A 17135-nucleotide genomic window follows, 5' to 3' on the forward strand; every position below is an offset into this window, starting at 1 on the left:
ATGCTCCGCGACGGGACCTTCTACAAACCGCGCCCTTCCGCAACAGCCACCGCCTGACCAGCACAGGCTTGACGAAGGACATAGAGGCACCCCCCGGCGTTCCAAGCGCCGCAGCGAAAGGCGCAGGCAATTCAGAGCCGCCAGCGGCGGATCTGCTCAGCGCACGCGTACACATCCGCGCGCCCGGCACGGACCTGTCGTGCCAGGTCGCCGAGTGCACCGTAGGGAGCATCGACGGCTTCGCCGGACGCCGCCATATAGGCAACCGCGATCAGCGCTCCGTACATCGCGTTACGGGCCGGCAGCGGGCGCACCGAGACGATCTCGTGGAAGAGCGCCGCTGCACGCCAGGCTGCGTCCACGGTGTAGTCCAGCTTCGGAGCGTTGACCCGGTGCCGGGCGACTGCTGCGACAAGGCCGGAGAAATCGTGCACCGACGGCTCCTTCGGCAGGACCTCGGCCTGACGTTCGAGCAGCCAGCGGATGTCGACCTGCAGCTCCACCTCAGGCGGCCCGTCCGTTGGCGCTGTCCGGCTCTTCTTCCGGGAACGCCTCGGCGAACTCGGCGGCGTGCTTGGCCAGGAACGCAGCGGCCGTCGCGGCCCCGTTGTCGAGACGGGGGTCGCGCTCGGCAGCCTGCGTGATCAATGCGGTCACCGTGGTGCCCTCGGCCTCGGCCCGCGCGACGAGACGGGCATGAACCGCGTCATCGAGCCGGATATTGATCTGCTTCGTCATACTCACAGTGTATAGCAGATCGCTATACACTGGAAGCGATCGCGGCAGTCGGCATCCCACGAGCCCTCCCAGGGCCGTCTGCTCTCACATCCACCCCGCCGGGCAGGACTCCCACGCCCCGGCGCAGGCTCATCGCAATGCTTCCTGGGGGGGCGTCTCCCCCGCTGCACTGCGCTGATCAGTTGGTGTCCATTCCGTACAGCCGCAGATGGGCTGCACGGCCCTTCTCAGTTACTCCCGTGCCGCTCGAGGACCCTCGCCGTCTCGAAATCGGGACCCGCCGCCGACACGAAGAAACGCTTTAGGGCGACAGCCGCTCGCTCCCGCAGCTTGCGGTCGCCGGCGGCAGCGCGGATCGCCGGCAGGGCGCGCGCGCCGCGTAGCCGAAGCTGTCCGGCATGCACATGTGGCCTTCGGACGGTGTTCGAGGCAGCTCCACTGGGCAGGCTGACGGAGGACTCGACAGCGGGGTTGTCGCCTCAACAGATGACATTCGGGTCGGCCGGAGACCCCACCTGCTGGACCTGGAAACGGGGACGGTCACATCGCTGGGCTCGGCCGCCGGATCCTGGGCCTGAAATGGGCCACGAACATGAACTGCGCGTACTCATGGCGCCGCCCGACGACTGGCAGGTCAAGAACGGCAAGGGGCTCAGTGGGTGCTGGCGACGAGGCCGGCCAGCGCGTCGGCAGACTCAGGGGCCAGTCGGTAGAAGCCCTGGAGGCTGACCGAGCGCTCCAAACGGCCATTCTCCACGAACTTCAGATTGCGGGTCTTGCCTCGGTTGTTTCGCCAGGTGAGCGTCGGCAGAAGATCACCGGGTATCGGCGTGTCGAAGCGTACGGGCGTCGCGTCCACGTGGACCGCCGTCGCACCGCAGCCGCCGGCGCCGAGCATCGACCAGTCGTCGTGTCCGGGAAAGTGCGGGTCGTGCCACGTCGCTGGGGCCGTGCCGCAGCAGTCGCCGCGTTCCCTGTCGATCACGCGCATGCGGGACACCACGAAGACCTCGCACCGGTTGACGTGCAACGCATACACCTCGTCACCGGCACGGGCGCCTGACCAGGTGGGCAGGGACTGGTGGATTCCGGAGTAGGCGACCGGCGGCCGCTCACCCACGCGTCCCGCCCTGCGCAGGGCACGGCAGGTGTCGTGTGTCCACAGAACAGTGAAGGCATCAGACATGCGGTGATCGTATGAACGGGGACTGGCAATCCCTGTGATGCCGGCGTCTTCCGACGAGCGCCGGAACTGAGCGTCCTGGCCGTAGGCCGAGCCCACGGTGACCCAGGCGATGGGCAGTGAGGAGGCCAGTTCGCGCAGGATCATGTCGCGCGCGAGTTCGCCGTTGGCGGCGAAGGCACGCTCGTCGGGGAAGTGGGCTGCTCCGCGTTCACTCGAGGGCACCGGCCGCGACCTGGCCGTTCCCAAGCGGACGCCCGCCCATTCCTTTCCGAGGCGAGACGCGCGAGCGCGGCCACGGACGTGCCCAACCGCGAGTTCATCCGGCAAGCAGCACTCATCCCGCCCAGCGCCACCGCAACCGCGTTCCTGGAAGCTGCGATGGAAACGCATGGCCACCCGCCGTCGAGCGGCCCGGCGACCTTTGAGGCCGTCGCGGCAGGGGAACAGGACAGGTCCGACCCCAAGAGGCTTGGGGCTGGTGCCTGCCCTGGACCACTGCGAGAGCAGGCTCCTGGTCTTCGTGGTCCAGGAGGGCTCGTTCCCCCAAGAACGGCGGCCGGTGTCAGCGCATCCGGAAGACCAGGCCGCGTGCCGTGAACGGTAGTACCGCTTCCTGCGGTACGAGGAAGGCGTGCTCGCGCCGGATGCGAAGGACGTCGCACTCACCGTCGGTGATCACCAGGATCGGTGCCGTGGCCGGAAAGTCCTCGGCCCGCTGCAGGAGGTCGACGGCCGGTTGCAACAGGGTGCCGCCGCGGCCCCGGACCCGGACCCGATGGGCGATCTCTGCGACAGGCAGGTAGCCGGCGTCGAAGGGGGCGGCGTCGCAGAAGACCACGCGTGCCCCCGTCACGTCGCGGGCCGCGGCGTAGGAGGCGATCGCGCCAAGGGCTTTGCCCAGCAGCATCCTGCTCATGGAAAGCGAGGTGTCCAGCACCACTCCGAAGGTGCAGCGTGCCACTTCCTCGGGCGGAAAGCTCCGGCCCGCGCGGGGGATGTGCGGCGTGGAGGCCTGACGACGGGCGGGACGGGCGTAGCTGCGCACGGCTTCGGGCCGAGGCACGTACTCGTCGAACCAGCGCGCCAGTCTGGCGTCCCAGGGAAGCGGCGGATGGGAGAGCGCCTGGATCTCCTCGACGAGTCCGGCGGGCAGGAAGCCGCGTTCGCGCCGGTGCAGATCGAAGCCCTGGCGCAGTCCGCGCCGGTAGAACTCGTCCAGGTCCACCCAGGTCGGGGCGGTTTCGCCGGGACGAGGCAGGGCCTCGCCGAGGATGTCCCCGAGTCCCTTGCCGCGCAGCGTGGCGAGGCGGCGCATCCTGCGCTGGTCCCGGACGATGCGGTCGTAGACCTCCTCGGTGGACAGTCCGGCGAGCGCGGGGTCGTGGAGCAGTCCGTCGGGCATCTGTCCGACGTCCATCTCGACCAGCCAGCCGTTGATGACGTAGTCGGCGGCGACGTTGAACAGGTACGGGTCGCGGCCGCCGAGGCGCTCGCCGTGGCGCAGCGCGGCGTGCAGCATCTCGTGGGCGAGGACGAACCGCCATTCCTCGTCGCTGTACCGGCACAGAGGGTTGAGGTAGATCTCGCCGGCCTCCGCATGGACGGCCGCCACCGAGATCTGCTGGGCGCGTGCCAGTTCGGCATCGGCCACCAGCGTCATGCCGGCGGCGATGCCGCCCAGGAGCGGGTACGAGGAGACGAACCAGCTCAGCGCCCTTTCCCAGGGCCGCTGGGGCCGGCGCGCGCCGGTGAGCTCCTCGCGGCGGCCACCGGCGACGTCCATGGCCGCCGACATCGTCCGCGTGAGGGCGCTCGCGAAGGCTGCGGTCCAGTCCTCGGGCGCCAGCCAGGGCCGGTGCCAGGGGCGCAGCAGTTGATCGGGGTCCGAGCCGGCCGTTCCGCATGCGGCGTACTCGGGCGGGATGCCGTCGCGACGCCAGCGTGCGGCCAGTTCGTCCTCGCCGCCGCCCGGGAAGCTTTCGGGCAGGGCGATGGGCGCGCGGCCCACAGGGAACGTGGCCAGGAAGCGGTTGACGACCGTGCAGCGAGCGGCCAGGTCGTACCGGTCGGGCTGCTCTCGTGTGCCCTGGGCTGCTGGAACGTGACCGAAGCCGAGGTGCAGGAGGCAGTGGGCAAGTACCCAGGCCCATTCCTCAGGCTCCGTACGACGCAGCGGGTCGGCATGGACGACGCCGTTGGACGTCACCGCGGCCCAGCCGCCGCCCCGGGGGTGCTCCGTGCACTCCTTGCTGCGGCACAGGGTGCCGTTGACGGCGGACAGGGCGGCGAGCGCGGTGTTGCGCCGCAGCAGGTCCACCCCGGCGGCGAACGCCTGGGCGGCCGGGTCGTCCTTGGCCTTGGAGCGGTCCCGCGACGTGGAGCCGCGCGCCCCGCTCACCGGCGCGCCTCGACCAGCCGGGGCATGTCGCGGGCGGCCTCGAGCAGGAACCAGGAGGGCAGCACGGGATTTTCGTCGTCGCCGTCGGCAATGACGGTCTGGGCGACCTCGACGGAGATCTCGGCCAGCTGCACCAGCAGGGACTTGGCCCGGTAGGCGGTCTGCCGGACAGCCGCGGAAGCGTGCTCCTTGCTCGCCGGGAGTTCCTTGATGAGGCGGCCGCGGAAGGAGTCGGCGAGGTAGTAGAGCAGGTCGCGGTCCTCGACACGATTCGGCCAGGACGCGTCGCCCTTGAGGATGGCCTCCAGGCCGTAGGAGTGACGGACGATCTTGACGTAGCCGCAGAAGGCCACGGCATGCGTGGGGGTGAGCATGCCGTGGGCCAGGACCTTGAGCGTCTCCTCGTCCAGGGCCGGCCCGAAGGAGTGCAGCGCGTCCGAGAGCATGTGCCAGGACCGCGGGGTGGAGAAGGGCTCCTCGGTCTTGGGCGGAGCGGACCACAGGTGGTCCGGCCGGTCGGTGAGGTGGTCGGTGATCCACGGATGGATGCCGGCGGTCGCCGCCCAGACCAGCCAGTCCGAGGCCGAGGCCCGCAGATGGACATGGGCGAGCCGGTTGACCAGGGCGGAGGCCATGGGCCGGGCCAGGGCGTTGTCCGTGGCCCGGTTGCCCGCACCGATCACGATGCTTTCGGCCGGCAACTCGTAGGAGCCGATCCGTCGGTCGAGGATCAGGGAGTAGAACGCCTTCTGCACATCGGGAGTGGCGGCGTTCAGCTCGTCCAGGAACAGGCAGTACGGCTCGTCGCGGGCGATGGTCTCCGGGGGGCAGAACCGCGAGCGTCCGTCGACGATCTGGGGGACGCCGATGAGGTCCTCCGGAGCGAGCTGGGTTCCGATGAGGCTCACGCACTCCAGCCCGAGCGACTCCGCGAACTCCCTGACCAGGGACGACTTCCCGATGCCGGGCGCGCCCCACAGGAAGACCGGCCGGACGGTGGCGAGGTTGAGCAGCAGTTCGGGCACCTGGGAGGGCGAGACGGTGACGACACCCTGCAAGCGGGGGCTCCTTGGCGGATCGGCGAGGGAAGAACGACGGGCCGCCGCGCGCTTGGCGCGGGGCGGCAGTCAGTGTCACCTTCGGCGGCACCCGCGCGCATCCGCTTTTTCCGGGGGGAGGTCGTTTTCCGCGCAGAGCAGCGCGGCTGCGGCGTCGCCGGTCCGGCCGGGCGCCGCCGGCATGCGGGCGTGCACCACGCCCCGCAGGGGTCGCTCGCGGGGTGACGCGAGGGGGAAGCGCCTGCCTTCCGCTGACGCGGCCGCCAGTTGGAGCGCGTGCTCCGCTTGCGGGGCTTCGCCGCGGAACTGCCGCCACGGGCCGTGCGGCTCGGTCTCCCAGTGCTCGAGCGGTGGCTCCCCTTGGTAGCTCCGATCGCGGTACGAGCGGACCCTTTGCGCAGCACGGCACGGGCGTCCCCTTCGTTCGGGACTTCCCCGTTTTCCTCCATCTGCAGGACGTCGGCGAAGGTCGCAAAGACCTGCTCCAACGGTGAGCCGAACGGCAGGAGCTGAGGCGCGGACGGGGCACGCACGGGTGGCTCGCCTAACCTGAGGCCGGTGCTGGCCGAGAACAGTCATGAAGGCGGGGGGAAGTCCATGGGGACCTACCGGCAGACCGTTGTGGACCTCGATGCCTCAGCGCAGGAAGCTGTGGTGTGGGGCGAGCGTGGCAGGGATTGGCTGGAGGCGGAAGGGTTCATCCGCCTGGTGCCGTGGCAAGACGGCGTGGTGCGGTTGGCCGGGCCACGCTGGCGGGAGGCCGTCGACCTGGTCCCGTGGGACTGGCGGGCCCGCATCAAGGAGTTGGAGGAGGAGCCTGGCGGGGAGGTGCGGGTCGTGACGGGTCGTATCGTCTTCCTTGCCGGTCCGGGCGACGTCCCTTCCGCGATCTGTCCCCGCTGCCAAAGCGCGACCTCCGCCTGGCCCACTGAGGTCGTCACCACCTGGTACACCACGGGCGCCGCCGACCTCGGCTGCCCGGCTTGCGCTTGTCGCGCCCCGCTTCCCGACTGGGACTGGACGCACGACTACTTCGCCTTCGCCTACCTGGGCTTCCAGTTCGACGACTGGCTGCCCCTTGATCCTCACTTCACTGCCGCCTTCGGAAAGGCGCTGGGCCACCGCATCCGGGTGCTCGAGGGAAAGTGGTGAGATCGCAGCAGAGGTCGGCGTGTCGGCTGTGGGCGGGACCTGCCAGGGGGCGAGATCGCGGGCCCGTAAGCTTCTCGCGACGCGGGAAGTCGCCGGACCCGCCCGCGATAGCTCGATGCGGGCCCCGATCTTCGAGTCCCGCCCCGTGGTCGCTGCTTCCTCATGTCATGTGTCAGGGGTCAGGCCGGCCGTGCGGTCGGCGAGGTGGGGCCGTAGCGGCGAGCGATCTGCGAAAAGGGCTACGGGGTGAACGCGTCTGCGTACGCGTCGCACGCAGGGGCGTCCAGTCCAGCGAACGATCAGGAAGTCCCCGCTGGGCCGTCGACCGCACCATGTCCTGGCTGACCGGCTGCCGCCGGCTCAGCCCACGCTGCGAACGAGACCCCCGCAGCTGCTCGGCCTTCCTCGGCCTCGCCGCCGCCCGATGGTGCTACGAGCTATGCGTTCGACTCACCGCGTCGGGCGTGGTCCAAGGAGCGCGGCCGTCGGCAACCTCCTGACCGGCAACGCCTGGGCCGGACGTCGTCCCGGCCCAGGCGTTGCCGGCTACTGTTGCCGGTCGCGGTGGGTCAGTGGTGGCCGTTGCCACCGTCACTGCGACGGCGCTGGAGCGTGAACTTCTCGAAGACCGACAGCTCACCTGTGGGTGTGATGATGTTGTAGTAGGTGACGTGGATGCGGGTCATGTCACCGGGGCGACGGCCCGGGTCGACGGCGAACTCGGCGAAGCCGTACGGATGCTCCGCGTCGCGGACGCCGATCCAGACCGCCGTCTCCTGCTCCTTGACCGAGTTGAACTTGCCGACGTGCTCCGTCTGGACGTATGCCGAGTGATGCCCGTGACCGTCGGCGTCGTCGGTGGTGAAGCTGTTGTTGGTGATGCCGGACACGCCGCCACCGCCGAGGACCATGTGGGTGGTGCCATGCTCGCTCTCGATCACATCGAGAGCGGTCTGACTCGGGTTGGGGGTGAGGGTGACGCTGCCGGGGACGACGCCGCGCACCGCCAACGAGCGCTCGTAGTCGTGCTCGTGGCCACAGACCACCAGGTCGACGCCGTACTTGTCGAACAGCGGGCCGTACGCCGCGCGCAGTGCGAGATCGGCGCCGTTCGCGGCGGTCGCCGAGCTGATCATCACCTGGTGCATGCAGATGACGATCCAGTCGATGTCCTTCGAAGCCCGTGCCGACTTGAGCTCCTTCTCCAGCCAGGCGAGCTGCCGACCACCGGAGTAGCCGTTGATGTAGACGTCGCCGCCCTCCTGCAGGGCGATGTCGTCGTTCTGCAGGGTGATCACCTTCACCGAGCCGACCGTGAAGGAGTACCAGAGGTTGTCGAGTTCGGGCTGGGTCTCGGTCGAGGGCAGCTCGAAGTAGGTCTGATACGCGTCGAGACCGAGTTTGCCGTTGCCCAGCTCGATCTCATGGTTGCCCGCGGCCGGCATCCACGGACGGAATCGTGCCGAGCGGCTGTTGTTGGTGAGGAAGTCGCGCCAGACGCGGATGCGGTCGGGCCCGGTGTTGGCGTAGCAGAGGTCACCGTTGAGAAGGTGGAACAGCGGGCCGACCTTCTCGATGCCGGTGACGATGTCGGCAGCGGCGGGCGTGGCGTTCGGCTCGAAGTCCCGGCCCGAGGCGTCGGCCGGGTTCGCTCCGGTCTTCCACGTCACACTGGGCGCACCCTGGTCGCCGAAGCTGGTGAAGGTGAACGGAGCTCTGCCGGACGGCGCCGTGTGGAAGGTGCCGGCGTCGGGGGTGGCGCCGTCGTGCTGGGCCGCGTACAGGTAGTCGGTGTCGGCCTTGAGCTTGCTGATCAGCGCGTGATGGACCCAGACGGTCCGCCCGGAGGTGCCGTCCACGTAGGTCTTCGTCTTCGCGTGCGCTGTGGAACCGAAGCCGCCACTGAGCGTGCCGTAGACCACCCGGGGGTTCTTGACGGCCGCGTCGGTGACCCACGAGACGACCATCTGGCTGCGCGGGTCGGCGCCGAAGGTCAGGTGCAGGCCCTGGACAGGGGTGGTGGCCGAGCCGGTGGTGAGACCGGTGACCTCCGACGTCGCCGGGACCGCCTCGGCGGTTCCGGCGCCGAGGACCAGTGGCCCGGCAGCGGCGCCGGACACTGTCGCGCCGAACAGGCCGAGCGCGTTGCGGCGAGAGATTCGGGTTTGCTTGGATTCTTCGGACATTCCGGGGGCCTTTCGCGTCTTCGGGTGCAGTCGAACACCGACCGGACAGCAGCGGTTCGAACCTCACGGCGGACTGCGGCAGGCCAGTGGTGCGCAACACTCACGGACGCTAGGAAGAACGTGCCAACCAGCGCGTCGGGACGGGCATGAACGCCAGATGCCAGTCACCGCAACGGACGGTAACTCCCAACGGCCTGGCTCTCGCGGGCGGCCGGCAGCGCGGCCGGCACCACCCATCACGTTCACCGGACGATCCGGGCGCCATCGGCGAGGCGGCGCGGCGCGTGCGGCCCTGCTACTGGGCGGCGGGGTGGCGGATGGTCGGTGATTCAGACTGCCGGTATTCAGTCTCCCGCAGGCTCAGTACGCGGGAACTGCCGTCGCGTTCGCCGTCTGTTGCGATCCGCAATCCCTTCGGCCGCTCCGGCTCGCCCCCATTCCCGCACCCCGCCATCGTGCCCATCACCGCGGCCGCGCAGACCGCGGCACGACACAGGACACCCACCCGTTCGACTTCGACATTCCCATCCCTGACACCCGTCCCGGCCCCTGGCATCCGCCGTTGAGGGGCCCCTGACAGGGCATCGAACACGGCATCGCAAGCAGGCCGTCACCGGGTTCGCAGTGTCCTGGTCCGGAGATGTGTGAGCGGTAGCGGCAGATACGGTCGACGATCCGATCGACGGTCTTGGTCCCCTTGAAGGGCCGAGCGTTGTCGTTCCGGGTCTGCGGCGTCGTTCCAGTTCGGCGAACCATCGGTCGACCCGGGCTGATCCAGGATGGTCAGGTCAGGGTGAGATGCAGCTGGAACCGGGGATGCTCCATCAGCCATCGGTGGATGAGTGGCCGGTCAACCGGCCGGACTTGCGTCGGATCCGAGCTTCTTGACACAGGCGTCATCGAGGGCCACCAGGGTGATCACGCCGTCGTCATGGAGGTTCCGGTAGTCCGCGACCACAGTCCAGCCGCGCTGCTTGAGGAGCGCGATGGCCTCGTAGGTCATCCCGGAGATGAACTTGCGCTTCTCCGGCTTCCGAGCCTGCAGCCAGTCACGTTCGCGCAGCTCGCGCACCAACGCCTCCCAGCGGGGGACGTCGAGCGGGGTGCTCTCGGTACCACGGCTCTCGAAATCGATCCCGCACGAGTTGAGCGTGCCCGCCTCGGCGTCCTCGTTCATGCGGGCGTATGCCGGCACGGTCAGCGAGAGGCCGACGGCCGCAGCCGAGGTGTCGAGGTCCGCCCGCACGACCTTCTCCGTGAGCGGTCCGGTGCCCGCGGGCCGAGGCTGAGGCGACGCCGGAGCCGGGGTGGCGGACGCGTCGGTGCCGGCGTCGCTGGTGCCGCAACCGGCAACTCCCAGCGCAATGACCGCTACTGCCCCGGTTGCCCACTTCATCCCGCGCACAGCCGAACCCTCCCCGGTCGGGGCCTGCGTGCCCCGTGATCAAGGAAGGAGTATGCCACGCGGCTCTGACGGAGCGACACGGATTATGCGGCAGATCAATTGCGGGACATCCTTTGGGCAAGACGCCGAGGCATCAGGTATCAACGCAAGACCCGACGACGTACAGCGAGCCTTTGTCCTGACGCGTGACGCTGGTGGTGCCGCAGTTGGTAGCACGGGCCGCAGGGAGGATGACCCTGGCAGGATGCCGCCATCGGGAACGCACGTGCGCGGCCCGTGTCGCCGGCCCCGAAACCCGGGGAGGCGCTGAGCCTCGCTGAAAGGCTGCTGTCGGTCGCGTCTTGCACAATCCGAGCAGATACCCGCACGCCTTGGCGACCAGCGACTGGCAGGCCGTGCTGGTGTCGCCAGTGGCGACGGCAAGAACGGGGCGGTTGGTGTCGTTGTCGCCTCGGAAACCACCAACTCAGCGGAAAACGCGCGAACTCTGACCCATGTTTCATCCCGGTCCGGATAAGTCGCCGCACACAAGGAACTGGGTTCGCAGCCTTGGCTGCCGGCAGTTTTCGCATTTTCCCTGCCGGATTGCGAAGACCCTTTTCCCAGCCACAGGCTTGCACCGACGACTCTCGCAGCGGCATAAGTATTCCGTCAATGTTCCGAACAGACCAGGCTCAGTGAATCTTCCCGCTGTGAGCCCACGGGACCGTCACCCCGTCCGATCCGGGATTCCGCGAGGGCGTCGATCCCACGTGCCAGAACACGGTTCTCCGAAAGGCGTTCGCATGCCCCTCTTCACGACCGATTCGTGGTTCCGCCGGTCCTCCGGAGGAGACTATCCCGACGTGCGGCCGGTCTGCTTTCCGTATGCGGGCGGCGCGGCGTCGTTGTTCCGACGAGCCGGGGGCCCACCTCTTCGTCCGTGAAGGGTGGGCCCCCGTCGTGGACGCGGTCAGTGCCGTGCTGCGCCCCCCGGCTGCTGGGCTGAGCACCGCCGTCTCCGCCTCGTCCTGCAGGGCGTCCGCCTGGCCCTGCAGGACGTCGAGGTCCTCGGAGATGACGCTGCCGGTGGGGATGTCGGGCAGCCTGTCCTCGATGCGCCGCAGCGGGCGGTCCCGCAGCCCGAGGACTCCCCAGCAGGACAGTAGGAGCCCGCCCGTGATCATGAGCAGGCCCATGCCGCGGTTCGGTCCCTCGCCCAGCGCCGTCCGGCACAGGAGGTTTCCGCTGACCAGCGGACCGAAGACGTGCTCGTTGAGCACCGGGGTCAGCAGGAAGCCGAGCGGCATCGTGGCGGTGGCCAGCATCTGGTCGGTAGCCACGACCCGTCCCTGGGGCTCCAGTCCGACCCTCGCCTGGATGATCGCCAACCAGTGTGCGTTGAGCACGGCGTTCAGTGCCCACCACAGGAACAGGCGATGCCCATCAGTGCAGGTGCCGGCCGCAGGCCGATCAGGGCGGTGGCCAGGCGATCATGCCGTCGACACGCCGGCGGGTGCCGCCCCGGAAGGTCATCGCCGGTCCGCCGACCGCCGCGCGCAGGCCGCCGGCGGCGGTCACCAGGCCGAGGACGGCCGGGGTACTGAAGGACAGCACCAGTGATGCGGTGAACACCGTGGTGGTGGCGGTGATGTAGTTGACCACCACGAAGATGACCACCATCGCGGCCATGGGTTTGCGGCGCACGCTGAAGCGCCTGCCGCCGGTGATGGCGGAGGCGAAGGTCTCCCGTCGCTTGCGGACGAGGCGGTCCGGGAAGCGCACGGCCAGCAGGACCGCCGCGCTGCCCGCCAGGCCGGCGAGGTCCAGGGCGATCACGCCGCTGACTCCGGCCGGCGTGATGAGCGCTCCCCCGAGGACGGGCGCGACGAGGGTGCTCAGCGCGGTGCCGAGTTGGGCCACGCCGTTGGCCTGTGCCAGGTAGGGCTTCGGTACAAGCTGGGCGACGGCCGCCAGGTAGGCGGGGCGCTGGAACGCCGCGGTGAGCGAGGTCAGCCCTGCGAAGAGGGCGATCTGCCGCACCTGCAGGACGCCTGCGGCCGCGACCGCGGCGAGCGTGGCCAGCGCCGTGCCGTAAACGGCTGTGCAGCCCAGCATGACCTCGCGCCGCTCGTACCGGTCGGCCACCGCGCCTCCGAGGGGCGCGGCGAGCACGGCGGGCAGCAGGGCCGGCATGGTAATCATCGAGTAGAAGCCGACCTTGCGGGTGCGCTGGTAGACCCATACGCCGAAGCCGAAGGCGGTCAGGCTCGCGCCCGTCAGCAGGATCGTCTGGCTCAGCGCCAGCAGGGCGAATCTCCTGAGGTCGCGCAGGTCCTGACCGGAGGGCCGGCCGGGACGTGCCGGGACGGCGGGTGACAGGCTGCCGGGCGCGGCATCCGCGACCGGACGGGCGGTGATCGGTGCGGAGACGAGGTCCGCCAGTTCGCTCGCCTGGTGATCCTCGTCGGCACCGCCACGGGAACAGCCCTCTACTGGCACTTACGCGCTGCCCGCCTGAGATCCGGGCCCCGTCAGCCGCCCGCCTCGAAATCCTCGTGAACGGCCGTCATCGGGACCCAGCCACCGGGGTGGCGATACCAGTAGTGCGGTAGCCCCTTGATGGTCGTGGTGCGGAACGGGCGGCCGTGGTCGTCGATGCGGACCGAGCCGGTCCGGCCCTGCGACGACCAGTCGAGCTCGAGGTACCAGTCACAGGTGCAGGCCCCCGTGCGCGCGGAGAGGAACAGGACCTCCGGCTCACGCAGAGACACCCGGTAGGGGAAGTCGATCGCGGGGGCCGGCCTGTCCGGATCGTTGCCCGGCACTGAACGGGCCAGGGGCCGGTGCGCGTCCAGATTCACCGAGAAGTACCGGGGAATGAGGACGGCGCCGCAGCCCTCGTACATGGAATAGGCGATGCTTCCGCGCGCGGCGGCAGCACTGCGCCCGACCATGCGCACATGCAGCGCCGTCAGGACCACGGCGCCCGAGCCCCGGCCCTGCACCGTGATCCGCAGATTGGTGGTACGCCCGTGCACCGCCCCCTGGGACGCCGCCCACACTGCGGCGTCCGCCGGGGCGGGGGGCGGCGGAACTTGACGCGGTGGCCTGGCCATGACGTAGTCGTGGTCGCATTCGAGCTGCCAGACATGGGAGTTGGCGGTCCAGGTGAGCGGCGCCCCGGCGGAGACCGTGCCGGTGTCCGCCCGCTCCTCACGCGAGCTCTCGCCGCTCCCTGCGGCCGGTGCCGAGGGTTTCGACGAGGATCGCGCGCGGGCCGACGGCCCCTTGCCGCTCGCGGAAGGGGCTGCGGCCGGATGTGGCCTGCCGTCGCTCCGCGGCGCCGATGCCGAGGCACTCGGCGAATCGCGGCCCGAGACCGCTGACACTCGGTCATGCGAGCTGTCGCGAACGGCAGCGGATGCGGTGAGACCCGCCAGCGAGACGACGAGCGACACCGCCAATGCCGCCACTCGCAAGGGCCGTCGCCGGGGGCACCCGTCACGGGAGCGCCGCTCCGCCGACGAGACCCGTTCCCGACCGGGACGGGCCGGCGAGCCCCGCTCGGCGGACTCGCCCGCCGCGCCGTCCGGACTCCCGGCCGTGGGCGGCACGGAATCGACCCCGTTCACTCGTGACGTGACTGCTCGGCGGGCACCGGACGAGCGCTGTCGGCGCCGTTCCGCGTCCGCCAGGATCCACCGGCGGTGCAGGTCCTCGCGCTCCTGCCAGGAGGCTCCGCAGAGTTCGGCGAACCGCTCGACCACGCCGAAGTCCGCCGGCACCACCTCCCCCGCGCAGTAGCGGTGCAGGGTGGAGGCGTTCATGCTCAGGCGGCGGGCCAGCGCCGAGTAGCTGCGGTCCGTGCGGCTCTTCAAACGCGTCAGCAGGGACGCGAACTCCGCCGCCTCGTCACGGATTGCGTCCAAGCGGTCCGACCTCGCATCCGTTCATCGGTTCCGCGCCTGCATGGCCCCGATCCGCGCCGGCCACCAGCTGCCCTGCCTACGTGCACGCAACTGGGGCCGGGGCGGTTCCGCCCTCACGCCATCCCTCTCTTCGTCACCTCCGTCACGCATGGCCTCGCCGCCAAAAGGTCGTTTCTGTGCTCGGCGCCCGTGGCGCCGGCCGTCCCACCTCCGGCCCGCGGAAGTCCTCCGTCCCGGAGCGGCATCCCAGGGACGTGCGTCTTCCCAGGTCACCAGCATTGGGACCGTCCCACCGTTGCAGCCCGCGCGGCAGCTGTTGTCCCACGGCCACAGGGCACCCGACGCTATGCCCGTCGCACCGGTTGAACCGGCCGGAGCACCCGCCTGTACCACGACAGCCGTTCATCGAAATGCCCTGGTGTGCCCACGGCCCCGGAAGGGACGGCGGTGTGGCGCGACCGTCTGGAACGCACCTGGCTCCCCAGTTGCGGACCGCGGCCGCGTGCGACCTCGTGACGATCGAAAAGGAACTCCCACATGAATATGAAGTACCCCGCTGCCCGCCTCGTGGCCGTTGCGACGGGCCTCGTCCTCGTGCTCGGATGCGGTGTCTCGGCGCAGGCCTCCGCTGACGGGCCGCAGACGGCCAAGAAGCAGACCCGCGAGGCGGCGACGCACGGCACCAACGCCACCGTCTCCGCCTGCTCCCAGAAGGACCTCGGCGTGTCCGCCGTGAAGGAGCCGGCGGACAGCACTGACGCCAGGCACCTGCTCCTCACCGTCCAGAACGCCGGCGACAAGAAGTGCAACGTCTACCGCTACCCGCTCGTGCGGCTCGGCGACGGCCGGACCACGGCCCCCGTCATCGAGGACAGCGCCCCGACGCCCGGCGAGCCCGTCACCCTCGCACCCGGTCAGGAGGCGTACGCCGCCCTGCTCGTGAACGGCCCCATGGACGAGTACGAGGCGAAGAGCATCACGCTCAGCCTCCAGGGCCGTAAGCCTGGCAGCACAGCCGGCAAGCCGATCGACGTCCCCATGCCCGTCGAAACCCTCTACGCCAACGACGGCCAGCGTGTCACGTACTGGACGACCGCCCCCGGCTACGCGCTGGACTTCATCATGTCGAGGTGACGCCCTTCGACCGGACTGCCGGTCCAAAAGCCGGCCGGGCAGACCGCTCCTCTGCCCGACCGGCCGGGCATATACGGACCGCCGTCTTCAGTGCCCCCTCCTCTTACGGGTCAGTGTGCGCCCGGTGCAGCGATGGCGCCGGGCCCGGCAGGACGCCGGCACCGAAGGGCTGCGGTCGGCGGGGCCGGTGTCCTTGCCGAAGCTGAGTGACCGGTTGTTCGTGGTGCTGGAGCGGGAGTTGGCCAAGGGGCCGGTCGCGCACGGCTGGCCGGACCGGACCACGCCGAGCTGCCGGTGTGCTGTGATCAGCAGGTCGCGGCAGTCGGTCCAGGTGAAAGCGCCGGCCGCCGCGTACGTGGTCCTCGTGCCGTCTGGGCCGGTAGATCAGGCGGGAGCGTTCGCCTGGCTCGCAGCAGGCCAGCTCGGCGATGGAGCACCGTCGTCGGGAGCGTCCACGCACGCGGACGGCGGGCGTGTGCCCGCGCAGGGACCAGGTGCGTCGGTCGGCCGCGTGATCGGGAATCCAGGGGTCAGACCCGCGGGACAACTGGCAGTGCTTGCCCAGTTCAGGATCCGTCGGCTCCGGTTCCGGGCGGCGCCCGCTGCCACCGGGCCGGCAGGCGTGTCCCGACAGGCTCAAAGCCGTTCTCCTCGCCGTCGATCCTGAGCCGCGCGAGTCGCTGCCCGGTCTCAGCAACCCGTACCTGATCGCTCGATGCGCGGAACTCGACGAGACCGGCGATGCGGCCGTCTTCACAGGAACCCCGTCGGGGGGATCTGGTCGCCGCTACGGCGCAGCTCCCAGGCCAACACCGCTTTCACCGACCCCGGCCACCTCATCCGCGCCCTCCGCCACGGCCTGCGAAAGCTCCCGTACCGCAGCGACCTCATCACCGGGTGCCTCACCCAAACCGGACTGATCCCGCCGACACCACGCCCGCAACCTCACTGGTGCGGGTCATGTCGAGGACGATCTTTCCCCGTCGGGGCGGTTGTGCGGCTGTCTCGTGTGCCCGCGCCGCCTGATGAGCCGGATAGATGTCCCGGACCGGAACGCGGAAGCGGCCCCGCTCGGCGAGCGCTGTGGCTGACGTCAGCCCGTGGACGCCGTCGGGCTCGCCGCCGAGGCGGCCCACAGACAGCCTGACCCCGTAAGCCGATGCCCCGAAGTCAGCCAGGGTGACGACGCTTTCCGAGGTGCCGGCCAGTTCGATCAGTTCGCCCAGCGACCCGGCCCCCGCCACGTCAAGTGCCCGGTCGACCGGAGCGGCGGTCACCGCGCGGACCCGGGCCGGCAGACCCGGCCCGTAGTCCACGGGTTCCACCCCCAGTTCCCTGAGGAACTGATGACTGTCGGGGCGCGCGGTGCCCAGCACGCGGGCGCCGCGTGCCACCGCGAGCTGTACGAGGATGCTGCCGACGCCGCCGGCCGCACCGTCCACCAGCAGCGTCGTGTTCTCCCGTATGTCGAGCAGGTCGAGGGCCCGGGTCGCGGTCTCGATGCCGGTGCCCGCCGCGCCGGCTTCGGCCCACGTCATGCCGTGCGGTTTGCGGGTCCAGAAGTCCAGGACCGCGTACTGCGCGCTCGCCCCACCCAGCCGTGCCACGTCGACCGCGCCGAAGACCTCGTCGCCGACGGCGTAACCCGATACCTCAGCACCGATCTCGTCGATCACCCCGGCGGCATCGACGCCGGGAACATGCGGCAGGGCGAGGTGCTTGCCCGCCGGGGACGAGCCTTCGCGCAGTGCGAGATCGACGGGTGAGACCGCCGCGGTCCTGACGGCGATACGGACTTGGTCGGGGCCGGGATGGGGCTCTGGCACGGTGCCCAGGGTCAGGACCTGCGGCGGGCCGAACCGCTTGAACTGCACAGCAAACATGATCACCTCTCCCGCCCGGAGTCTCCGCGCGCTCCATGAGGTAAACATGGTTCCGGAGCACCTGTTCCACTACAGGGGAAGACG

Annotated in this window: 13 protein-coding genes and 2 pseudogenes; 3 read left to right on the forward strand and 12 right to left on the reverse strand. The window is 70.0% G+C overall.

All coding sequences use genetic code 11. The features are described from left to right. Positions 1-131 precede the first annotated feature (131 nt). The 5 genes from ACIP98_RS34235 to ACIP98_RS34255 all read right to left on the reverse strand — a co-directional run bounded on the left by ACIP98_RS34235 (position 132) and on the right by ACIP98_RS34255 (position 5380). Positions 132-503, reverse strand: coding sequence for a toxin Doc (locus ACIP98_RS34235; protein WP_319660785.1), 372 nt, complete (start codon positions 501-503; stop codon positions 132-134). A 1-nt stretch (position 504) separates the two neighbouring features. Continuing rightward, positions 505-738: a hypothetical protein gene (locus ACIP98_RS34240; protein ID WP_319660786.1), complete on the reverse strand. Its 234-nt coding sequence runs from the start codon at positions 736-738 to the stop codon at positions 505-507. A gap of 652 nt (positions 739-1390) precedes the next feature. Beyond that, positions 1391-2251: a hypothetical protein gene (locus tag ACIP98_RS34245; protein WP_401979788.1), complete on the reverse strand. Its 861-nt coding sequence runs from the start codon at positions 2249-2251 to the stop codon at positions 1391-1393. A gap of 235 nt (positions 2252-2486) precedes the next feature. Next, complete coding sequence (locus tag ACIP98_RS34250; RefSeq protein WP_401979791.1) at positions 2487-4322, reverse strand: hypothetical protein; 1836 nt, start codon at positions 4320-4322, stop codon at positions 2487-2489. Beyond that, complete coding sequence (locus ACIP98_RS34255; RefSeq protein WP_401979794.1) at positions 4319-5380, reverse strand: ATP-binding protein; 1062 nt, start codon at positions 5378-5380, stop codon at positions 4319-4321. Before ACIP98_RS34255 ends, ACIP98_RS34250 begins: the two co-directional genes overlap by 4 nt. Positions 5381-5938: 558 nt before the next feature. Here ACIP98_RS34255 and ACIP98_RS34260 point away from each other — a divergent pair. Both ACIP98_RS34260 and ACIP98_RS34265 read left to right on the forward strand, forming a co-directional pair. Next, the gene (locus tag ACIP98_RS34260; protein ID WP_401979796.1) at positions 5939-6532 is read left to right on the forward strand and encodes a hypothetical protein; all 594 of its coding nucleotides are present in this window, start codon (positions 5939-5941) and stop codon (positions 6530-6532) included. A 224-nt stretch (positions 6533-6756) separates the two neighbouring features. Beyond that, positions 6757-7032 (forward strand): annotated as a pseudogene (locus ACIP98_RS34265) (hypothetical protein); the annotation flags it as partial. A gap of 69 nt (positions 7033-7101) precedes the next feature. Here ACIP98_RS34265 and ACIP98_RS34270 read toward each other — a convergent pair. The 5 genes from ACIP98_RS34270 to ACIP98_RS34290 all read right to left on the reverse strand — a co-directional run bounded on the left by ACIP98_RS34270 (position 7102) and on the right by ACIP98_RS34290 (position 14034). Next, on the reverse strand, positions 7102-8718 hold the full coding sequence (locus tag ACIP98_RS34270; RefSeq protein ID WP_319660792.1) for a metallophosphoesterase family protein: 1617 nt from the start codon (positions 8716-8718) through the stop codon (positions 7102-7104). Positions 8719-9568: 850 nt separating this feature from the next. Beyond that, entirely contained in the window at positions 9569-9964 is a 396-nt protein-coding gene (locus ACIP98_RS34275) for a hypothetical protein (protein ID WP_401979799.1), read from the reverse strand. Between the two features lie 833 nt (positions 9965-10797). Beyond that, a complete protein-coding gene (locus ACIP98_RS34280) occupies positions 10798-11445 on the reverse strand; it encodes a hypothetical protein (RefSeq protein ID WP_401979802.1) in 648 nt (215 codons plus the stop codon). A 130-nt stretch (positions 11446-11575) separates the two neighbouring features. Beyond that, positions 11576-12604 (reverse strand): MFS transporter, encoded by a 1029-nt coding sequence (locus ACIP98_RS34285; protein ID WP_401979804.1) that lies wholly within the window; start codon positions 12602-12604, stop codon positions 11576-11578. Positions 12605-12636: 32 nt separating this feature from the next. After that, entirely contained in the window at positions 12637-14034 is a 1398-nt protein-coding gene (locus ACIP98_RS34290; protein WP_401979807.1) for a helix-turn-helix domain-containing protein, read from the reverse strand. 537 nt (positions 14035-14571) lie between these two features. On the opposite strand from ACIP98_RS34290, the gene ACIP98_RS34295 reads away from it, so the two are divergent. Next, positions 14572-15168 carry a DUF4232 domain-containing protein gene (locus ACIP98_RS34295; protein WP_319660795.1) on the forward strand — a complete coding sequence of 199 codons (597 nt, stop codon included), beginning with the start codon at positions 14572-14574 and terminating at the stop codon, positions 15166-15168. A 282-nt stretch (positions 15169-15450) separates the two neighbouring features. Here ACIP98_RS34295 and ACIP98_RS34300 read toward each other — a convergent pair. Both ACIP98_RS34300 and ACIP98_RS34305 read right to left on the reverse strand, forming a co-directional pair. Beyond that, positions 15451-15691, reverse strand: a pseudogene (locus tag ACIP98_RS34300) (IS630 family transposase); the annotation flags it as partial. A 379-nt stretch (positions 15692-16070) separates the two neighbouring features. Beyond that, the gene (locus ACIP98_RS34305) at positions 16071-17051 is read right to left on the reverse strand and encodes an NADP-dependent oxidoreductase (RefSeq protein WP_401979810.1); all 981 of its coding nucleotides are present in this window, start codon (positions 17049-17051) and stop codon (positions 16071-16073) included. Between the last annotated feature and the right edge of the window lie 84 nt (positions 17052-17135).

Source organism: Streptomyces sp. NPDC088354 (genome assembly GCF_044753585.1).
Lineage (GTDB): Bacteria > Actinomycetota > Actinomycetes > Streptomycetales > Streptomycetaceae > Actinacidiphila.

Bases quoted from the DNA above. Each gene is read 5' to 3' on its own strand.
- ACIP98_RS34305 (WP_401979810.1), bottom strand. From the start codon at position 17,051: ATGTTTGCTGTGCAGTTCAAGCGGTTCGGCCCGCCGCAGGTCCTGACC.
- ACIP98_RS34270 (WP_319660792.1), bottom strand. From the start codon at position 8,718: ATGTCCGAAGAATCCAAGCAAACCCGAATCTCTCGCCGCAACGCGCTC.
- ACIP98_RS34295 (WP_319660795.1), top strand. From the start codon at position 14,572: ATGAATATGAAGTACCCCGCTGCCCGCCTCGTGGCCGTTGCGACGGGC.
- ACIP98_RS34240 (WP_319660786.1), bottom strand. From the start codon at position 738: ATGACGAAGCAGATCAATATCCGGCTCGATGACGCGGTTCATGCCCGT.